The organism is Tardiphaga sp. 42S5 (genome assembly GCF_034044155.1).
Taxonomy (GTDB): Bacteria; Pseudomonadota; Alphaproteobacteria; order Rhizobiales; family Xanthobacteraceae; genus Tardiphaga; species Tardiphaga robiniae.
The window spans coordinates 147,640-165,069 of the sequence record NZ_CP139027.1; the positions used below are offsets into that span (position 1 = coordinate 147,640).

Annotated in this window: 18 protein-coding genes; 7 read left to right on the top strand and 11 right to left on the bottom strand. The window is 62.6% G+C overall.

Annotation, left to right across the window (positions count from 1 at the left end):
• Window positions 1–73 precede the first annotated feature (73 nt).
• From SFY93_RS00705 to SFY93_RS00725, 5 genes are all read left to right on the top strand, one after another.
• A complete protein-coding gene (locus SFY93_RS00705) occupies window positions 74–1,870 on the top strand; it encodes a glucan ABC transporter ATP-binding protein/ permease (protein ID WP_320445701.1) in 1,797 nt (598 codons plus the stop codon).
• A 207-nt stretch (window positions 1,871–2,077) separates the two neighbouring features.
• A complete protein-coding gene (locus SFY93_RS00710) occupies window positions 2,078–3,577 on the top strand; it encodes a D-alanyl-D-alanine carboxypeptidase family protein (protein WP_414717029.1) in 1,500 nt (499 codons plus the stop codon).
• Between the two features lie 135 nt (window positions 3,578–3,712).
• Window positions 3,713–5,401, top strand: a complete 1,689-nt coding sequence (locus tag SFY93_RS00715; RefSeq protein WP_089267671.1) for a long-chain fatty acid--CoA ligase — start codon at window positions 3,713–3,715, stop codon at window positions 5,399–5,401.
• Window positions 5,402–5,455: 54 nt separating this feature from the next.
• Window positions 5,456–6,001: a DUF924 family protein gene (locus SFY93_RS00720; RefSeq protein WP_320445702.1), complete on the top strand. Its 546-nt coding sequence runs from the start codon at window positions 5,456–5,458 to the stop codon at window positions 5,999–6,001.
• A 108-nt stretch (window positions 6,002–6,109) separates the two neighbouring features.
• On the top strand, window positions 6,110–6,595 hold the full coding sequence (locus SFY93_RS00725) for a peroxiredoxin (protein WP_089267673.1): 486 nt from the start codon (window positions 6,110–6,112) through the stop codon (window positions 6,593–6,595).
• A gap of 189 nt (window positions 6,596–6,784) precedes the next feature.
• On the opposite strand, the gene rnhA is transcribed toward SFY93_RS00725, so the two are convergent.
• Genes rnhA through ispH form a run of 3 tightly spaced genes read right to left on the bottom strand, consistent with a single transcriptional unit; the run spans window position 6,785 to window position 9,182 of the window.
• Window positions 6,785–7,234: a ribonuclease HI gene (gene rnhA, locus SFY93_RS00730; RefSeq protein WP_320445703.1), complete on the bottom strand. Its 450-nt coding sequence runs from the start codon at window positions 7,232–7,234 to the stop codon at window positions 6,785–6,787.
• Window positions 7,231–8,211: a homoserine kinase gene (locus SFY93_RS00735; RefSeq protein ID WP_089267675.1), complete on the bottom strand. Its 981-nt coding sequence runs from the start codon at window positions 8,209–8,211 to the stop codon at window positions 7,231–7,233. The genes rnhA and SFY93_RS00735 overlap by 4 nt, the downstream gene beginning before the upstream one ends.
• A gap of 5 nt (window positions 8,212–8,216) precedes the next feature.
• Window positions 8,217–9,182: a 4-hydroxy-3-methylbut-2-enyl diphosphate reductase gene (gene ispH, locus SFY93_RS00740; protein ID WP_315844055.1), complete on the bottom strand. Its 966-nt coding sequence runs from the start codon at window positions 9,180–9,182 to the stop codon at window positions 8,217–8,219.
• Between the two features lie 245 nt (window positions 9,183–9,427).
• Here ispH and SFY93_RS00745 point away from each other — a divergent pair, with 245 nt between their 5' ends.
• A complete protein-coding gene (locus SFY93_RS00745; RefSeq protein ID WP_093757450.1) occupies window positions 9,428–10,123 on the top strand; it encodes a DUF1013 domain-containing protein in 696 nt (231 codons plus the stop codon).
• A gap of 101 nt (window positions 10,124–10,224) precedes the next feature.
• Here the strand turns inward: SFY93_RS00745 and SFY93_RS00750 are convergent, their stop codons facing one another.
• Window positions 10,225–10,815 (bottom strand): SMI1/KNR4 family protein, encoded by a 591-nt coding sequence (locus SFY93_RS00750; RefSeq protein WP_170849602.1) that lies wholly within the window; start codon window positions 10,813–10,815, stop codon window positions 10,225–10,227.
• Between the two features lie 166 nt (window positions 10,816–10,981).
• Here SFY93_RS00750 and SFY93_RS00755 point away from each other — a divergent pair, with 166 nt between their 5' ends.
• Complete coding sequence (locus SFY93_RS00755; protein ID WP_320445704.1) at window positions 10,982–11,311, top strand: potassium channel family protein; 330 nt, start codon at window positions 10,982–10,984, stop codon at window positions 11,309–11,311.
• 11 nt (window positions 11,312–11,322) lie between these two features.
• On the opposite strand, the gene SFY93_RS00760 is transcribed toward SFY93_RS00755, so the two are convergent.
• The 7 genes from SFY93_RS00760 to SFY93_RS00790 form a co-directional block, all read right to left on the bottom strand.
• The gene (locus SFY93_RS00760; RefSeq protein WP_011665834.1) at window positions 11,323–11,541 is read right to left on the bottom strand and encodes an alkylphosphonate utilization protein; all 219 of its coding nucleotides are present in this window, start codon (window positions 11,539–11,541) and stop codon (window positions 11,323–11,325) included.
• Window positions 11,542–11,685: 144 nt separating this feature from the next.
• On the bottom strand, window positions 11,686–12,378 hold the full coding sequence (locus SFY93_RS00765; RefSeq protein WP_320445705.1) for an OmpW/AlkL family protein: 693 nt from the start codon (window positions 12,376–12,378) through the stop codon (window positions 11,686–11,688).
• Window positions 12,379–12,559: 181 nt separating this feature from the next.
• A complete protein-coding gene (locus SFY93_RS00770; protein ID WP_068729332.1) occupies window positions 12,560–12,826 on the bottom strand; it encodes a hypothetical protein in 267 nt (88 codons plus the stop codon).
• Between the two features lie 64 nt (window positions 12,827–12,890).
• Entirely contained in the window at window positions 12,891–14,801 is a 1,911-nt protein-coding gene (locus SFY93_RS00775; protein ID WP_320445706.1) for a propionyl-CoA synthetase, read from the bottom strand.
• A gap of 66 nt (window positions 14,802–14,867) precedes the next feature.
• Window positions 14,868–15,401, bottom strand: coding sequence for a tetratricopeptide repeat protein (locus tag SFY93_RS00780; RefSeq protein ID WP_320445707.1), 534 nt, complete (start codon window positions 15,399–15,401; stop codon window positions 14,868–14,870).
• Between the two features lie 3 nt (window positions 15,402–15,404).
• Window positions 15,405–16,406 carry a tetratricopeptide repeat protein gene (locus SFY93_RS00785; RefSeq protein ID WP_320445708.1) on the bottom strand — a complete coding sequence of 334 codons (1,002 nt, stop codon included), beginning with the start codon at window positions 16,404–16,406 and terminating at the stop codon, window positions 15,405–15,407.
• A gap of 29 nt (window positions 16,407–16,435) precedes the next feature.
• Window positions 16,436–17,377: a TAXI family TRAP transporter solute-binding subunit gene (locus SFY93_RS00790; RefSeq protein ID WP_320445709.1), complete on the bottom strand. Its 942-nt coding sequence runs from the start codon at window positions 17,375–17,377 to the stop codon at window positions 16,436–16,438.
• Window positions 17,378–17,430: the final 53 nt, after the last annotated feature.

Genomic DNA, 17,430 nt, shown 5'->3' on the forward strand with positions numbered 1-17,430 from the left:
GTATTCGGCTGCCATCCCCGCATAGACTGTATGCAATCGGTTATCCCGTTCGCGCTGCGCTGAGTGACCTCCCATGATCCGTCTTTACACCCGTGTGCTGGAGCTGCTCGGCAAGGAGAAGCGCCTCGGCTGGATCCTTGCGGGCGCCAACCTGCTGCTGGCCGGCGCGCAATTCGCCGAACCCGTGCTGTTCGGCCGGATCATCGACGTGCTCTCCGGCAATCTCTCGACGGCCGCAATGCAGACGGACAGCGCATCGCCCTGGCCGCTATTGGCGGCCTGGGTTGCGTTCGGCCTGTTCACCATCGTCTGCGGCGCGGTGGTGGCGCTTCATGCGGATCGCCTCGCGCATCGCCAGCGCCAGGCGGTGCTGACCGATTATTTCGAACACATCATGCAATTGCCGCTGACCTTCCACACCGGTACGCATTCAGGGCGCCTGATGAAGGTGATGCTGGCCGGCACCGACGCCCTCTGGCGCGTCTGGCTCGGCTTCTTCCGCGAGCATTTCGCCTCCATCGTCTCACTACTCGTCCTGCTGCCGCTGTCAATCTATCTGAACTGGCGGCTGGCCATCCTGCTCGTGATCCTGTGCGTCGTGTTCACGGTGCTGACCACAATGGTCGTGCGCAAGACGTCGGGCATGCAGAGCGACGTCGAGGAACATTACGGCGACCTTTCCGCGCGTGCTTCCGATGCGCTGGGTAACGTCGCGCTGGTGCAGAGCTTCACGCGCATCGATGCCGAGGTGCAGGGCCTGCGCGGCGTCTCCAGCCAGCTGCTCGAAAAGCAGATGCCGGTGCTGTCGTGGTGGGCACTGGTCTCGGTGATGACGCGCGCCTCCACCACCATCACGGTGCTGGCGATCTTCACCGTCGGCATCGCGCTGCATCAGCAGGGTCTCACCACCGTCGGCGAGATCGTGATGTTCGTGAGTTTTGCGACGATGCTGATCCAGAAGCTCGAACAGGTGGTCTCCTTCATCAACACCATCTTCATGGAAGCGCCGCGGCTGCGCGACTTCATGAACGTCCTCGATGCCGTGCCTGCCGTGCGCGACCGTATCGACGCCATGGACCCCGGCCGGCTGCAGGGCATGGTCGAATTCAACGACGTGTCGTTCTCCTATGACGGCAAGCGGCCGGCCATCGCGGATCTGTCCTTCACGGCGCTGCCCGGCGAGACCATTGCGCTCGTCGGCGCCACCGGCGCGGGCAAATCCACCGCTATCGCACTGCTGCACCGGGCCTTCGACCCGCAATCCGGCATCATCTCGATCGACGGTATGGATGTCCGTGCACTCACCCTGTCGGGCCTGCGCCGAAACATCGGCGTCGTGTTCCAGGAGGCGCTGCTGTTCAATCGATCCATCGCCGACAACCTGCGCGTCGGCAAGCCGGATGCGACGGACGAAGAGTTGCGCATTGCCGCTGCCCGCGCCCAGGCGCTCGATTTCATCGAGCGCAGCGATAACGGTTTCAACACCAATGCCGGCGAGCGTGGTCGCATGCTATCCGGCGGCGAGCGGCAGCGGCTGTCGATCGCCCGTGCACTGCTGAAGGATCCGCCGATCCTGATCCTCGACGAGGCTACCAGCGCGCTCGATGCCGTGACCGAGGCCAAGCTCAACGTCGCTCTCGATGAAGTGATGAAGGGCCGCACCACCTTCGTGATCGCGCACAGGCTGTCCACCATCCGCAACGCCACGCGCATCCTCGTATTTGAGAACGGCCGCGTGATCGAAGCGGGAACTTTCGATGAACTCGTGATGCAGGGCGGCTATTTCGCCAGTCTGGCCGCCGCCCAGTTCATGGTTCAGGAGGACGCACGCGCCAGCATGGCCCTGCCCGATGTCGCCGAACCCCTTTGATGTCTTTGGAGAACCGGTCGAAATTTGGCCCCTTTCATCACCGATTTAACCGGCTCGCCACTGTTCTGATGCTCTCGGCCGGTATAGGTTTGCAGCCATCACCGCGTGACGGCAGACCGACATGAGAGCCCCGAACCTCAAATCCAAGAATTGCTGCGCGCGGTGCTGGAGCACTGCAGGCGGGCCGCAAAGGACCGGAATCGGATAGTGCAGTTTCACTTCGCATCGCGCCGCCTGCTATCACTCAACTGGTTCATTCTCGCCGCGGCACTTGCGCTCGGCGTGACTGCGTCGCGCACGGCCAGTGCTGAAGCGCTTCTGCTCGTCGAAGCCGATACCGGCAAGGTCCTGCAGGCCGAGAACGCGACCTATCCGTGGCATCCCGCCTCCGTCACCAAGCTGATGACCACCTATGTTACGCTGCAAGCGGTGAAGCAGGGACGCATCAACCTCGACACGGTGGTGACAGTGTCGCCGATCGCCTCTGCGCAGTCGCCATCGAAGATGGGCTTCAAGGCCGGCACGCAGGTCACCATCGATAACGCGCTGAAGATGATGATGGTGAAGTCCGCCAACGACATGGCCGTCGTGCTCGCCGAAGGCGTCGGCGGCTCCGTCGACGGATTTTCCGCGATGATGAATGCCACGGCGCAAAAGCTGGGCATGACGCAGACCCACTATGTCAATCCGAACGGCCTGCCTGCCGACGAACAGGTGACCTCGGCGCGCGACCTCGCGATCCTTGCGCGTGCGATCATTCGCGACCTACCGGAATACGAATATTTCGTCCATATTCCTGCGATCAAATTCGGCCGCCGCATCACGCCGAACTTCAACAAGTTGATCGGCCGCTATCCCGGCGCCGACGGCATGAAGACCGGTTTCATCTGCGCCTCCGGCTACAATCTCGTCGCCACCGCCACCCGTGGCAACAAGCGGCTGATCGCGGTGGTGCTCGGCGCCTCGTCCGGCCAGGCGCGCGCCGTCAAGGCCGCGCAGCTGCTGGAACGCGGCTTCAACACCGGCACAGGCGGCCTGACCTGGCTGCAGCCGGCGCTCGGCACCGTGGATGCCCTCGCACCGATCGATGCCGCGCCACCCAACCTGCGCGACGAGATGTGCGGACCGAAACGCAAGCGCCCGGCCAGCGACGCCGATGATGAAGTCGTGGCCAGCAACGAAGCCAGCAGCCAGGCCATGTCGTTCTTCACCGCCGGCCTGCAGCCGCCAACGCTGCGCCCGGTCGACATGATCGCCGCAGCCGCCGCACCGGTCGAGCCGGTGATCGTTTATATTGGGCCGAAGAAGACCGGTGCCGACCTGATCGCCGCCAATGCGGTGGAAGAAGCCCGGCAGACGCCGAAGCCCAAGGGCAAGAAGGGCACCAAGACCGCCGCCAAGAAGCCTGATGCGGCAGCCGACACCAAGGACGCCAAACCCGCAGCATCGGCCGAGGCAAAAACGGCCGCGAAACCTGCGGCCAAACCCGCCGCCTCCAAACAGGCAGCAGTCAAGCCCGATGCAGCCGCGCCGAAACCGGCCGCTGCAGCCAAGCCAGCCGCCGCCAAGCCCGCGGCTGCGAAGCATGCCACGGCAGCCACCGCCGCTCCGGCCACAACGCCGGCCAAGCCGAAGGCAGCAGCCAAACCCGCACCGAAAGCTACCACCGGCGAAGCCAAGCCGGCTGCGGCAGCTCCGCGCACTTAGACCTTCGTCGACAAGGCTCAACTATCATCGTTAACGCGGCCGGTTTCCGGCTGCGTCATGTTGCGCCGCGCCTTGCTATCAAGGGCAGCTTTGCTCAATACTTCGACGAAATAATCAAATCGAGGGGGAAGTGTCATGGAGCGTATCTGGCTCAAACAATATCCGGCAGGCGTGCCAGCCGACATCGACGTCAGCCTGTATCCGTCGCTGGTTGATCTGCTCGAAGAGAGCTTTGCCAAATTCCGCGATCGCAAAGCCTTCATCTGCATGGACAAGTCGATCACCTATCGTGAGCTCGACGAAATGTCCCTGGCGCTCGGCGCCTATCTGCAGAGCAAGGGCCTCGCCAAGGGCGCCCGTGTCGCGCTGATGATGCCGAACGTGCTGCAATATCCGATCGCCACCTCCGCGGTGCTGCGCGCCGGCTATGCCGTGGTCAACGTCAACCCGCTCTACACCCCGCGCGAGCTCGAGCATCAGCTCAAGGATTCCGGCGCCGAAGCCATCATCGTGCTGGAGAACTTCGCCTCCACGGTGCAGCAGGTGATTGCCAAGACCAATGTGAAGCACGTCATCCTTGGCAGCATGGGCGACATGCTCGGCTTCAAGGGCGTGATCGTCAATCTCGTGGTCCGCCGCGTGAAAAAGATGGTGCCGGCCTACGAATTGCCGGGCGCTGTCTGGTTCAACGATGCGGTCTCTGCCGGGCGCAGCATGAAGATGAAGAAGCCGGTGCTCGGGCCCGACGACGTCGCTTTCCTGCAATATACCGGCGGCACCACCGGCGTTTCCAAGGGCGCGACGTTGCGCCATCGCAACATCCTGGCCAATGTGCTGCAGAACGATGCCTGGCTGCAGCCGGCGCTGCGCAAGCCGCCGCATGTCGACCAGCTGTTCATCGTCTGCGCGCTGCCGCTCTATCATATCTTCGCACTGACGGCCTGTTTCCTGCTTGCCGTGCGCGCGGGCGGCGTCAACCTCCTGATCCCGAACCCGCGCGATATGCCGGGCTTCGTGAAGGAGCTGATGAAGTATCAGGTCAACAGCTTCCCGGCCGTCAACACGCTCTATAACGGCCTGCTGAATACGCCCGGTTTCGACCAGGTGGATTTCTCCAAGCTGAAGATTTCCAACGGCGGCGGCATGGCGGTGCAGAAGGCGGTGGCTGAGCGCTGGCTGAAGACGACCGGCTGCTTCGTCGCTGAAGGCTACGGACTGTCGGAAACCTCGCCGACGCTGACCTGCAACCCGGCCGATGTCGATCAGTTTAACGGCTCGATCGGCGTGCCGGTGCCATCGACCTGGATCTCGATCCGCGACGACGACGGCAACGAAGTCCCGCTCGGCGAGCCCGGCGAGATTTGCGCCAAGGGTCCGCAGATCATGTCGGGCTACTGGAACCGGCCGGACGAGACCGCCAAGGTGATGACCGCGGATGGTTTCTTCCGCACCGGCGATATCGGCATCATGAGCCCCGACGGTTTCACCAAGATCGTGGATCGCAAGAAGGACATGGTGCTGGTCTCGGGCTTCAACGTCTATCCGAATGAGGTCGAGGACGTCATCGCCAGCCATCCCGGCGTGCTGGAATGCGCCGTGATCGGCGTGCCCGATCCGAAGACCACCGAGGCGGTGAAGGCCTTCGTCGTCAAGAAGGACCCGAACGTCACCGCCGAGGACATCATCAAGTTCTGCGGCACCCAGCTCACCAATTACAAGGTGCCGAAACAGATCGAATTCCGCACCGCCCTGCCGAAGACCAATGTCGGCAAGATCCTGCGCCGCGAACTCCGCGACGAGAAGAAGCAGGCCTCAGCGGCCTGACACACTGCTATAGGGTGGGCCCGCTTTCGCATGGCTCACCCTATGGATTTCAGCATGACTGCCACGACTCCCGCCGACATTATCGCCTTCTGGACAGACGCCGGCTGGGACCGCTGGTACGCCAAGAACGACGATTTCGATGCCGAGATCACCCGCCGCTTTCGCGCGCTGTGGGATGAGGCCGTCGCAGGCAACCTTGCGTCATGGGAGGCCAGTGATGAGGGCACGCTCGCCCTGATCCTGGTGCTCGACCAGTTTCCCCGCAACATGTTCCGCAATGATGCGCGGGCCTTTTCCAGCGATCGCCTCGCTTGCGACCTCACGATCAGGGCCGTCGCGCGCGGCGTCGATCAGCGCGTCGACCAGCAGATGCAGCAGTTCGTCTATATGCCGCTGATGCATTCGGAAGACATCGCCAATCAGGAGCGCTGCTGCGCGCTGTTTCGCGCCACCGGCGAGAGCGACAACCTGAAATTCGCCGACGAGCACGCCGACATCATCCGGCGCTTCGGCCGCTTCCCGCACCGTAACCGGGTGTTGGGGCGCAGCACCACGGCGGAGGAACAGGCGTTTCTGGATGCCGGCGGCTTCGGTGGGTGACATCACCAGGATGCGCGCAGCAGGCCAAGTTTTGCGCAGCGCCCAATATTGCCCGCGTCATGCAGCCGGTCTAAACACACTCACCCTTACTTTCAGGAGAGATCGACGATGACCATTCAAGTTGGCGACAAGCTGCCCGAGTCCAAGCTCCGTGTCATGACCTCCGAAGGTCCGGCCGTGAAGACCACCGACGACATCTTCAAGGGCAAGAAAGTGGCGCTGTTCGCGGTGCCCGGCGCCTATACCGGCACCTGCCACAAGATGCATCTGCCGAGCATCTTCCTCAACGCCTACGCCATCAAGGACAAGGGCGTCGACACCATCGCGATCATCTCCGTCAACGATGTGTTCGTGATGAACGCCTGGAAGAAAGACACCGATCTGCGCGACGAAGCTGTGTTCCTCGCCGACGGCAATGCCGACTTCACGAAGGCGATCGGTATGGAGCTTGACGCATCCGGCAACGGCCTCGGCATCCGCTCGCATCGCTATTCGATGCTGGTGGAAGACGGCAAGGTGACCAAGCTCAACCTCGAGCCGGCACCGGGCAAGGTCGAAGTCTCCGGCGGCGACACCCTGCTCGGCCAGCTCTGAGCTGATCTTGTTTCCCCTCCCCCCTTGCGGGGGAGGGTGCCTTAGCGAAGCGAAGGCGGGAGAGGGGTAGCCACAAAGTACAGCGCTTGCGGCTACCCCTCTCCCGTCTTGAACGCACTCCGTGCGTTCAATCCACCCTCTCCCGCGGCGCGCAGCTCCGCTGCGCTGGGGGAGAGGGGAAGAAAAGAACTACCGGCTGCGGTTCTCCGCCAGCCCGTCCCGCGACAGCTGATCCGCGCGTTCGTTCTCGGCATGGCCGGCATGGCCCTTGACCCAGTGCCAGCGCACGTCATGGGTCTTCAGCGCAGCATCGAGGCGCTGCCACAGGTCGACATTCTTCACCGGCTTCTTGTCCGACGTCTTCCAGCCGTTTTTCTTCCAGCCGTGAATCCAGCTCATGATGCCGTTGCGCAGATACTGGCTATCGGTGTGCAGATCCACCGAACACGGCTTCTTCAGCGCTTCCAGTGCCGAGATCGCCGCCATCAGCTCCATGCGATTATTGGTGGTGTGCGCCTCGCCGCCCTTCAATTCCTTCTCGGCGTCGCCGAAACGAAGGATCGCGCCCCAACCGCCGGGGCCGGGATTTCCCGAACAGGCGCCGTCCGTATAAATCGTCACAGGCGTCGCAGTGGTCACGCGGGCTGCCTCGCCGCTTCGACGCCGTAGTCGGCCATCGACGTCACCGACTGGTGGAAGCGCAGCTTGCGGACATACTCGACCGGATCCTTCGGCTTCACGAAGGCGCCTTCCGGCACATTGAGAAAATCCACCAGCCGCGTCAGCAGGAAGCGGATCGACGCGCCGCGTGCCAGCAGCGGAAACGCCGCGCGCTCGGCACCGGTCAACGGACGCACCGCCTCATAGGCATTGAGGAAAGCGCGCGCCTTGGTGGCATTGAACGACAGATCCGGCTCGAAGCACCAGGCGTTCAGGCAGATCGCCACGTCGTAGGCCAGCATGTCATTGCAGGCGAACGGGAAGTCGATCAGGCCGGAGAGCTTGTCGCCAAGAAAGAACACGTTGTCCGGAAACAGATCCGCATGGATCACGCCTTCAGGCAGATCACTCGGCCAATGCGCGGCAAGATAGTCGAGTTCGGTCTGCAGGAAAGCGCGCAGCCCGGGCTGAACCGTATCGGCGCGCGGTGCTGCGAGGTCGAGCAAACCGCGCCAGCCATCGACCGACAGGTTGTTCTTGCGCACCAGCGGGAAATCGCGCCCGGCGACATGCATCCTCGCCAGCGCTTCGCCGACACCGGCGCAATGCATCGCGTTGGGACGACGCGGCCACATGCCTTCGAGGAAGTTGATGATCGCGGCGGGCCGGCCGGCGAGCGATGCATAGACCGCACCGTCACGATTCTTCTGCGGCTGCGGGCAATTCACGCCGCGCGCGCAGAGATGTGCCATCAGACCGAGGAAGTAAGGCAGGTCATCCGCTTCGACGCGCTTCTCATAGAGCGTGAGGATATACGCGCCCTTGGAGGTGTGCATCAGGAAGTTGGAATTCTCGACGCCTTCGGCGATGCCCTTGTAGGAGAGCAATTCGCCGACATCGTAGCTCTTCAGGAAGTCCGCGAGATCATCGGCGGCAACATCGGTATAGACCGCCATCGCGGTTACGCCGCGGCCTCGGGACGCAGCGAACGCGGCAGCGGGAAGAATTCGTTTTCTTCAGCAGCCGACACCGTCTCCACATGCAGCTCATAACGCTGCGCGAAGGCATCCATGATCTCTTCGACGATCACTTCCGGCGCCGAGGCGCCCGCGGTGATGCCGAGGCTGGTGATGCCCTCGAACATGCTCCAGTCGAGATCACTGGCGCGCTGCGCCAGCACCGAGACGCGACATCCCTCGCGCTCGGCCACTTCGCGCAGACGCTGCGAGTTCGACGAGTTCGGCGCACCGACAACGATCAGCGCATCGACCACCGGCGCCACCTTCTTCACGGCAAGCTGGCGGTTGGTGGTGGCATAGCAGATGTCTTCCTTGTGCGGCCCGTTGATCGTGGGGAAGCGGCTCTTCAGCACTTCCACGATCTCGGCGGTGTCGTCGATCGACAACGTCGTCTGGGTCACGAAAGCGAGATTGTTCGGATCCTTCGGCTGGAAGGTCTGGGCGTCTCCAGCGGTCTCGATGAGCTGCACAGCGCCAGGCGGCAGCTGGCCGACGGTGCCGACCACTTCCGGGTGATGCGAATGCCCGATCAGCAGGATCTCACGGCCGCGCTTGAAGTGGATCGCGGCCTCGCGGTGCACCTTGGTCACCAGCGGGCAGGTCGCGTCCAGCGAGAAGAAATTGCGCTGACGGGCATCCTCGGGAACCGATTTCGGCACGCCATGGGCGGAAAATACTACCGGCGCGGAGGTATTGTCCGGGATTTCGGCGAGTTCCTCGACGAAGATCGCGCCCTTGGTCCTGAGGCTGTCCACCACATACTTGTTATGGACGATCTCGTGCCGGACATAGACGGGCGCGCCATGGATCGCGAGTGCGCGTTCGACCGTATCGATCGCCCGGACCACGCCGGCACAGAAGCCGCGCGGCGAACAAAGAACGATTTTCAGGGACGGTTTGCTCGTCATATCGGGGCGATCCAGAGGCCTGGGCACCAAAATGGCAGGTGCGATGGGTCAGATTGGCAAAATTCAGCCAAAGAGCTTGTCTGAATAAGGACTTGGGGCGGGTTTGCGGCGCTGTCAAGGCCGAACTGCCGGGCATTGCGCGGTTGCCCTCTGACAGATTATATAGAGCCTTAATTCCCGTCATCACCGATGACCAGACGGCTTCGCCTCCCAAAGAGGTGGGCGAAGCGCAAAGGAGATGTGCCATGAGCAATGCCCCGCTGATGCCAAAGGCGACGGCCGTGTGGCTGGTCGACAATACGGCGCTGACCTTCGATCAGGTCGCCGATTTCACCAAGATGCACCCGCTCGAGATCCGCGCCATTGCCGACGGCGACGCCGCCCAGGGCATCAAGGGCATGGACCCGATTTCCAACGGGCAGCTGACCCGCGATGAGATCGAAAAGGGCGAGAAGGACAAGAATTATCGGCTCAAGCTCGAAGAGAGCAAGGTGATCCTGCCGCCGGCCGCCAAGAAGAAGGGCCCGCGCTACACCCCGGTGTCGCGCCGTCATGAGCGCCCGAGCGCGATCCTGTGGCTGGTGCGTAACCATGCCGAGCTGAAAGACAGCCAGATCATGCGGCTGGTCGGCACCACCAAGACCACCATCGCCTCGATCCGCGACCGCACCCACTGGAATGCCTCGACCCTGACCCCGATGGATCCGGTGACCCTCGGCCTGTGCTCGCAGATCGAACTCGATTTCGAAGTGCAGCGCGCGGCCAAGGAAAAGCCGACCGACCAGGCTTACGGCGGCGCGACCCTGCTGCCCGCGTCGGAAACCACCCGCAAGGACGAGCTCGAGACCGCCGAGAGCGGCAGCGGCGACCTCAATGTCGATGCCGTGTTCGCCAAGCTGAAGGGCATCGGCGGCGGCAAGAAGCAGGACGACGACGAATAAGCGGCTGCGCTGCGCACAGATGCGCGGCGGTAATAACAGAATTGAAAACGCGGCGGTTCATCCCGCCGCGTTTTTTTTGTTTCAGGTGATGCGCCGCCCGCTTACGCCAGCGGGCGACGGATGCTGACATTGATGCTGCCGTCATCGTCATATGCCACCAGCTTGCCGATGAAATTCGAGAACGACGTGGCGACTTCGATGAAGCAGCCCTGTCTGTCGATCATGTAAGCGAGGACGTCGTCGGCATTCTCCAGGTTCACGCCTGCATCAGCCAGTTCGCTGATGTCCGGGATGACCTCGTGATCGACGAAGTAGATCTTGCCCTTCGCCTTACCCTTGTAGATTTCGACGATCGGATCGCCGCCGTGACTTTCCGCCACCGGATAGCAGAAGGCACGGAAGGCCTTGTCCCAGAGATCGGCGTCGGCGAGGAACACGCGCAGGTCGTTGTATTCGAAGCCGGTGTCGAGACCGCGCAGGTAGCGCACCGAATCGAATGTCTCGACGCCATCGGCCAGCGGGCTGGCTGTGTCGAGATCGAAATAGAAGCCGTTATGCGCTTTCAGAAACGCCGTATAATCGGACGAGAATTCGATGCCCTGCTCCGCGGCAAAAGCCGCTATGGCTTTGTCCATCACCGGCTTGAATGTCATCGCATCGGGATAGTCTTCGAACCTGAACTCGTTCGCCATCATGTACTCCGCTTATGCGTAAGGGATCCCGCCTGAGCGGTGCCTTCCTTGGTGCTGCAGAGGTAAGGCAAGGTTCATGGCCGCGCCCGACGCATAATCTTCACTTTCCAAACGCCATCGAATCCTGCGACATCGCGCATGGACGGCAACGCATGGAGTGGCGACGATGGCATCTCTCTGGCTTGGTCTGGTGCGCTTGCTGGCCGGCTTTCGCCGCGGCCTGCGCGATCCGGAATTTCGCGCGATCCTGTTTCTGCTGGCCATCGCCATGACCGGCGGCGCCGTGTTCTTTCACGCCGTGGAAGGCTGGCCGTGGATCGACGCCACCTATTTCAGCGCGATGGCGCTCACCACCGTTGGCGACGCCACGCTGTCGCCGACCACGGCCATTGCCAAGATCTTCACGATGCTGTTCTCGATTTGCGGCATCGGACTGATGCTGGCATTCCTGTCACGGCTATCGACGTTCCGAGAGCATGAGGAAGGGCGGGAGTGATATCGTAGCCGTCACGCCTTCTTCAGAAATTCCGTGCGCAGCACCAGGCCTTTCACCTTGTCGGTGCGGCCTTCGATCTCGTCTTCATTATCAGTGAGATGGATGTTCTTGATCACGGTGCCGCGCTTGAGCACGGTGGACGAGCCTTTCAGCTTGAGGTCCTTGATCAGCGTGACGGTATCGCCTTCAGCGAGCAGTGCGCCGTTCGAATCCCTGACCTTGATGTCCATGATGTTGTCCTGATGGTGCGGTGGTGTGGAGCGGGGCACCCAACAGGATGGGAGCGCCGAAAGCAACAGTGGAACGGCAAAATCGCAAAAAAGAAGGGCCGACTGACATCGGCCCTTCAGTCACACAGTGAGAGATCGAAAGGATCAGAACTTGTAGGTGATGCCGGTGCCGACCAGCCACGGATCGAGCTTGACCTGACCGGTGATCGCCGCGCCGCTGGCCAGCGTGCCTTCCCAATCCGGGCGCATCCACATCTTCTTCACGTCGACGTTCCAGCCCCAATGCTTGTCGATCATGTAGTCGAAGCCGAACTGCAGCACCGGCGCCGCGGTGTCTTTTAGACGGCTGTTGATCACGCCCACGCCGCTGGCACTCTGGCTGAAGAACCAGGTGTAGTTCACGCCAGCGCCGATATAGGGCTTGAAGGCGCCGAACTGCGTGAAGTGATACTGGAAGGTCAGCGTCGGCGGCAGCAGCCAGGCCTTGCCGACATCGAGGCCGGCAATGGCGCCGTCACCGGTGACGTGGTGCTTGGTCACGCCGAGAATGAGTTCGGCTGCGAGGTTCGGCGTGAAGAAATACGAGATGTCGAGTTCAGGCACGACCTGATCGGAGGTCTTCAGGCTGGAGCCCGGCACCTGGTGAACCGTACCGCCATTCTCCGGAATGACGCCGAGCACGCGCAGACGGATCATCCAGGGATTCCACGCCTCGACCACCGGCGCCTTGGTGTACGGCGCCGCGGCCGGAAGATCGGCAGCACCTGCCGTTGTCCCCATCCTGGTCATCGCCGTTGCCGCCATCAGCAACGACACGGTCGTCAGAATTCTCTTCATCGCGAAGCGCCCTGTCTTTCGATTCGTTCGGGGTGAACGATCTCACCCGATCAAATCCGAAAGACCCTCGCCGCGGCGCTCACACGTTGATCTCAATCAAAAGCAAACGACCGCACAGCGTCACGCCGCGCGGTCGTTGCCTTTGGGAGACACGGTTTTGCGGAATATCAATCCGCGGATGTTACGGCCGGCTTGGATTGTTCAGCATGTACTCGCCGAGATTGCGCTGTGCGCGGTCGGCACGATTGATGGCATTGCTGCGCTGAACGTCGCGGTCCTTGCGACAGGCCGCATATTCCGGCGAGCCGACAGCGACCCCATTGGCGCGGCAGATCGCGTCATCGTCATCGCCAAGGCTCGACATGGGAATGTCGGTGCGGCGCGCGCAGGCGCTGAGCAGCATTGCTGTCAGCGTCAGCGCGATGAGAGAGGTCGAGGTCAGTCGCATGCATGGTTCCTGTCACGTGAGTGACGCCGTGTTTAACGCCAAATGCGGGATTTGTAAGGTCTGCTTAGACCCTGCCCTTCAGCGCCGCACCGATTTCGTCCAGCGACTTCGGATCCTCGATGGTCGCGGGCATGGTCCAGGTGTCGCCGTCCGCGATCTTCTTGATAGTACCGCGCAGGATTTTGCCCGAACGCGTCTTCGGCAGCCGGCCGACAGCGATGGCGAGCTTGAACGCCGCGACGGGGCCGAGCTTGTCGCGCACCAGCGCGACCACTTCCTTCTCGATGTCAGCAACCGGCCGCTCAACGCCGGCCTTCAGCACCAGGAAGCCACAGGGCACCTCGCCCTTTATGCTATCCTTGATCCCCAGCACGGCGCATTCGGCAACGTCGGGATGCGAGGCCAGAATCTCTTCCATGCCGCCGGTGGAGAGGCGATGGCCGGCGACATTGATGATGTCGTCGGTGCGGCCCATCACATAGACATAGCCGTCGTCATCCAGATAACCGGCATCGGAAGTTTTGTAGTAGCCGGGAAATTCGTTGAAATAAGCTTCCTTGCAACGCGCGTCCTGCTCCCACAATGTCGGCAGACAGGCCGGCGGCATCGGCAGCTTGATCACGATGGAGCCCATGGTCCCCGCAGGCAGCGGCCTCGCGGCTTCGTCGACCACCTCGATCTTGTAGCCGGGCATCGGCACCGTCGGCGAGCCGTGCTTCACCGGGAGCTGGCCAACGCCCACCGGATTGCCGGCGATGCACCAGCCGGTCTCGGTCTGCCACCAGTGATCGATCACCGGCACCTTCAGCTGCTTCTCGGCCCAGTCCACCGTCGGTGGATCGGCGCGCTCGCCGGCCAGGAACAGCGTGCGGAAATGCGAGAGATCATATTTGCGAATGAAACTGCCGTCCGGATCGTCCTTGCGGATGGCGCGGAAGGCGGTCGGCGCCGTGAAGAAAGCAACGGCCTTGTGTTCGGAGATGACACGCCAGAACGCGCCGGCATCGGGCGTGCCGACCGGCTTGCCCTCATACATGATCGAGGTCGCACCATGGAACAGCGGCGCATAAACGATATAGCTATGGCCGACCACCCAACCGATATCGGAGCCGCACCACCAGACTTCGCCCGGCTTCACGCCGTAGAGATTCCACATCGACCATGCGAGCGCGACCGCATGGCCGCCGTTGTCGCGCACCACGCCCTTCGGTTTGCCGGTCGTGCCGGACGTATAGAGGATATAGAGCGGATCGGTCGCCAGCACCGGCACGCACTCCGCGGACTTCTTCGCCGCGATCGCCTTGCTGCGTAACTCGGCCCAATCGTGATCGCGGCCCTCCACCAGATCGCAACCGTGTTGCGGGCGCTGCAGGATGATACAGCCATCCGGCTTCGCGCTGGCGAGCGCGATCGCTTCATCCAGCAGCGGCTTGTATTGCACGATGCGGCCGGGCTCGATGCCACAGCTCGCGGACAGGATCAGCTTCGGCCGCGCATCGTCGATGCGTGTCGCGAGCTCCTTCGCCGCGAAGCCACCGAACACCACCGAATGCACCGCGCCGATGCGCGCACAGGCGAGCATGGCGACCACAGCCTCAGGCACCATCGGCATATAGAGGATGACGCGATCGCCCTTGCCGACGCCGTGATCCTGCAGGATGGCGCCGAGCACCTGCACCTCATGGAGCAGCTCTGCATAGGTGAATTTCCGGACATCACCCGTCAGTGGCGAGTCGTGGATCAGCGCGACCTGATCGGCGCGGCCACCGGCGACATGGCGATCCAGCGCGTTGTAACAGGTGTTGAGCACGCCGCCGACAAACCAGCGGCCGTAGAGACCCACGGACGGATCGAACACCTTCTTCGCTGGCGCAATCCAGTCGATCGCCTTCGCGGCTTCGCCCCAGAAACCTTCCGGATCGGACAGCGACTGCGCGTGGACGTCGTGATAGCGGCTGGATGCGTTGGTCGTCATGGCGTCTCTCCCGCCCCGGCTTTACCGCCGGGGTTCATTATTGCGTCATTGTCACGGGATGACAGGCTATTTCAAGGGTGCCTTTGGTTGTGGCTTGACCGACATCTCCACGCCGATCCGCTCGATCTCCTGCGCCAGCGCCTTGTAACTGGCACGCGCCACGTCGAGTTGCGGATCGAGCTTGATCGCGGCGCCAAAATCGCGGACTGCGCGCGGCCGATCACCTTTCTTGCGCCAGAGTTCGCCGCGCGCATTGAACAGAACAGCCTGCGTCGGATCGAGTCGCAGCGCCACGTCGTAATCGGCGATGGCACGATCGGTCTCATCCTTGCGGGTGTAGACGCGGGCGCGCGCAATCAACGCTTTCAGCCGGTCGGCCCGCTCGGTCTTTTCGTTGTCGATCAGCGTGCTGCAAACCGCGACAATCCTGTCATCATCGCCTGAGGCGACTGCCGCAACGCACAGCGCGGGATCGACGGGCGCGGTCGCTGCCGGCTCGTTGACCGCTGGCGACGCCCTGTCGGGAGCCACGCAACATAATACGAGCAGGACGCTGATGACGCGCGGCACGCTGCCAACATATGAATTGCGAAAAGTCATTGTCTATCGCGTGCTCGCATCGGCGGATGGATGCAATCCGATCGCCGGCCTGCGCGCCGCCACCCGATATTTCTCAAGCTGCTTGCGATGTCGCAACGCGATATCCAGCGTTGAATCGATCTGAACGGCCGCGTCGAAATCAGCCAGCGCGCGCGCAGGGTCGCCCTTGTCGCGCCAGGCGACGCCGCGATTGTTATAGGCCATCGCCAGCTCCGGCTGAAGCTGCAGCGCCGTCGTGTAGTCGGTGATAGCGCGATCATAGGCGCCGCTGAGGCTGAAGGAATTTCCGCGATTCACGAAATAGCTGGCCTTCGGCTCCAGCCTGATCGCCGCGTCGAAATCCGCAATCGCGCGGCCATAGGCATTGTTGCGCGCATAGGACTGACCGCGCGCATCGTAATGTTCCGCGGTCGGCTCCAGGCGAATGATGTCACTCTGGTCGTCGATCACCAGATCGAAGCGCTTGACCTTGGCATAGGCGGCGGCGCGATCGATGAGACCCTGCACCCGCGTCGGATCGAGCCGGACCGCCTCATTGTAATCGCGAACGGCCAATCGATTTTCGTGCATCGATGCGAAGGTCGCGGCGCGGCTCGCAAATAATTGGGCCTCGTTCGGCCGCAGCTTGATCGCGCGATCGAAGTCATCAAGCGCACGATCGAATTTCTTGCCGGCCGCAAGCGCCTTGCCGCGGGCTTCGAGCGCTACAGCCGAGAGGGGATCGAGCTGAACCGCCAGATCGCCATCCGCAACGGCGAGGTCGACCTGTTCCAGCCTGAGTTGCAGCCCGGTACGCACGATCAGGGCATGAACGCGGTCGGGCAATGCCGCCGTCGAGCCGATCACCAGGCCGCAGATGCCGAGCATCTGCTCGGGCGGCAAGGTGTCGTCATCCGTGCAGGTGGCAGCGGCCTCAGCCGCCCCCTGCGCCCGGACGGCCGCATGGGGCAGCGATGGCGCCGCAAGAGCGGCGCACAGAAACAATGTCCGGAACGGATGACCCATGAAAGCCCCAGCAAGCCAGCCGGACCACTCTACCTGATCAGGCCCCGCTCCCGATAGTAGCGCAGCGCGCCGGGATGCAGCGGCACCGGGCTTTTGCTCACGGCGCTCGCCAGCCGGACCTCGTGGCCAGCGCGGTGCGCGATGGCGAGCTCGTCCAGGCCGTCGAACAGGCGCTTCGTCATCTGATAGACGAGTTCATCCGGCACGGCATTGCTCGTCACCAGATAGTTCATCACCGATGCCGTCGGCACGGATTTGTCCTGACTGACATAGGTTCGGGCTGGAATCCGGTCCGCCTTGTATGGCGCGCCGATCTTTCTGACCATCGCGGGCGGCACCGGCACGATGACGATATCGACGGCCTCGCTGAGTTCCTTGATCGAGGTGACGCCGAGACCCGCAGACTGCAGCGCGGCATCCAGCTTTTTCTCGATCATCATCGTGGTGGATTCGGCAAAGGAGACGTATCTGATCTCACCGAGATTCTCGTAGCGCAGCCCCGCCGCGCCCAGAATGGCGCGGGCATTCAGTTCGGTGCCCGATCTCCGCTCGCCAACCGAGAGGCTTCGGCCCTTGAGATCGCTCAGCGTCCTGATGCCGCTCTCTTTGGTGGCAACAATCTGGATGTAATTTGGATAGAGCGCGCCGATCACCCGCAATCGGTCCTGCTTGCCGTCGAAGCCCGCCGTGGCGTTGCCGGCCCAGGCGTCCTTCAGCGCATCGCCAAGCGCAAAGGCGACCTGCCCGGTGCCTTGCTGCAGCCGCGAGAGGTTCTCAACCGAACCATCGGTTGTCTGCACTTGAACTTTCGCGCCGGGAATATCCGCATAGATCATCGCGATCGAGACGCCGAGCGGAAAATAGATCCCGGATGTATTGCCGGTCAGCAGCGTGATCGACGGCTCGGCGCGTGCCGCTGCGCTGCACATGACGACCACACCCGTCATGGCGGCTATCAGACGCTTCCTCATACTCATTTTATTCCTGTCATTCAGGCCGCGAAGGTGAACCGCAGCCCTCATGC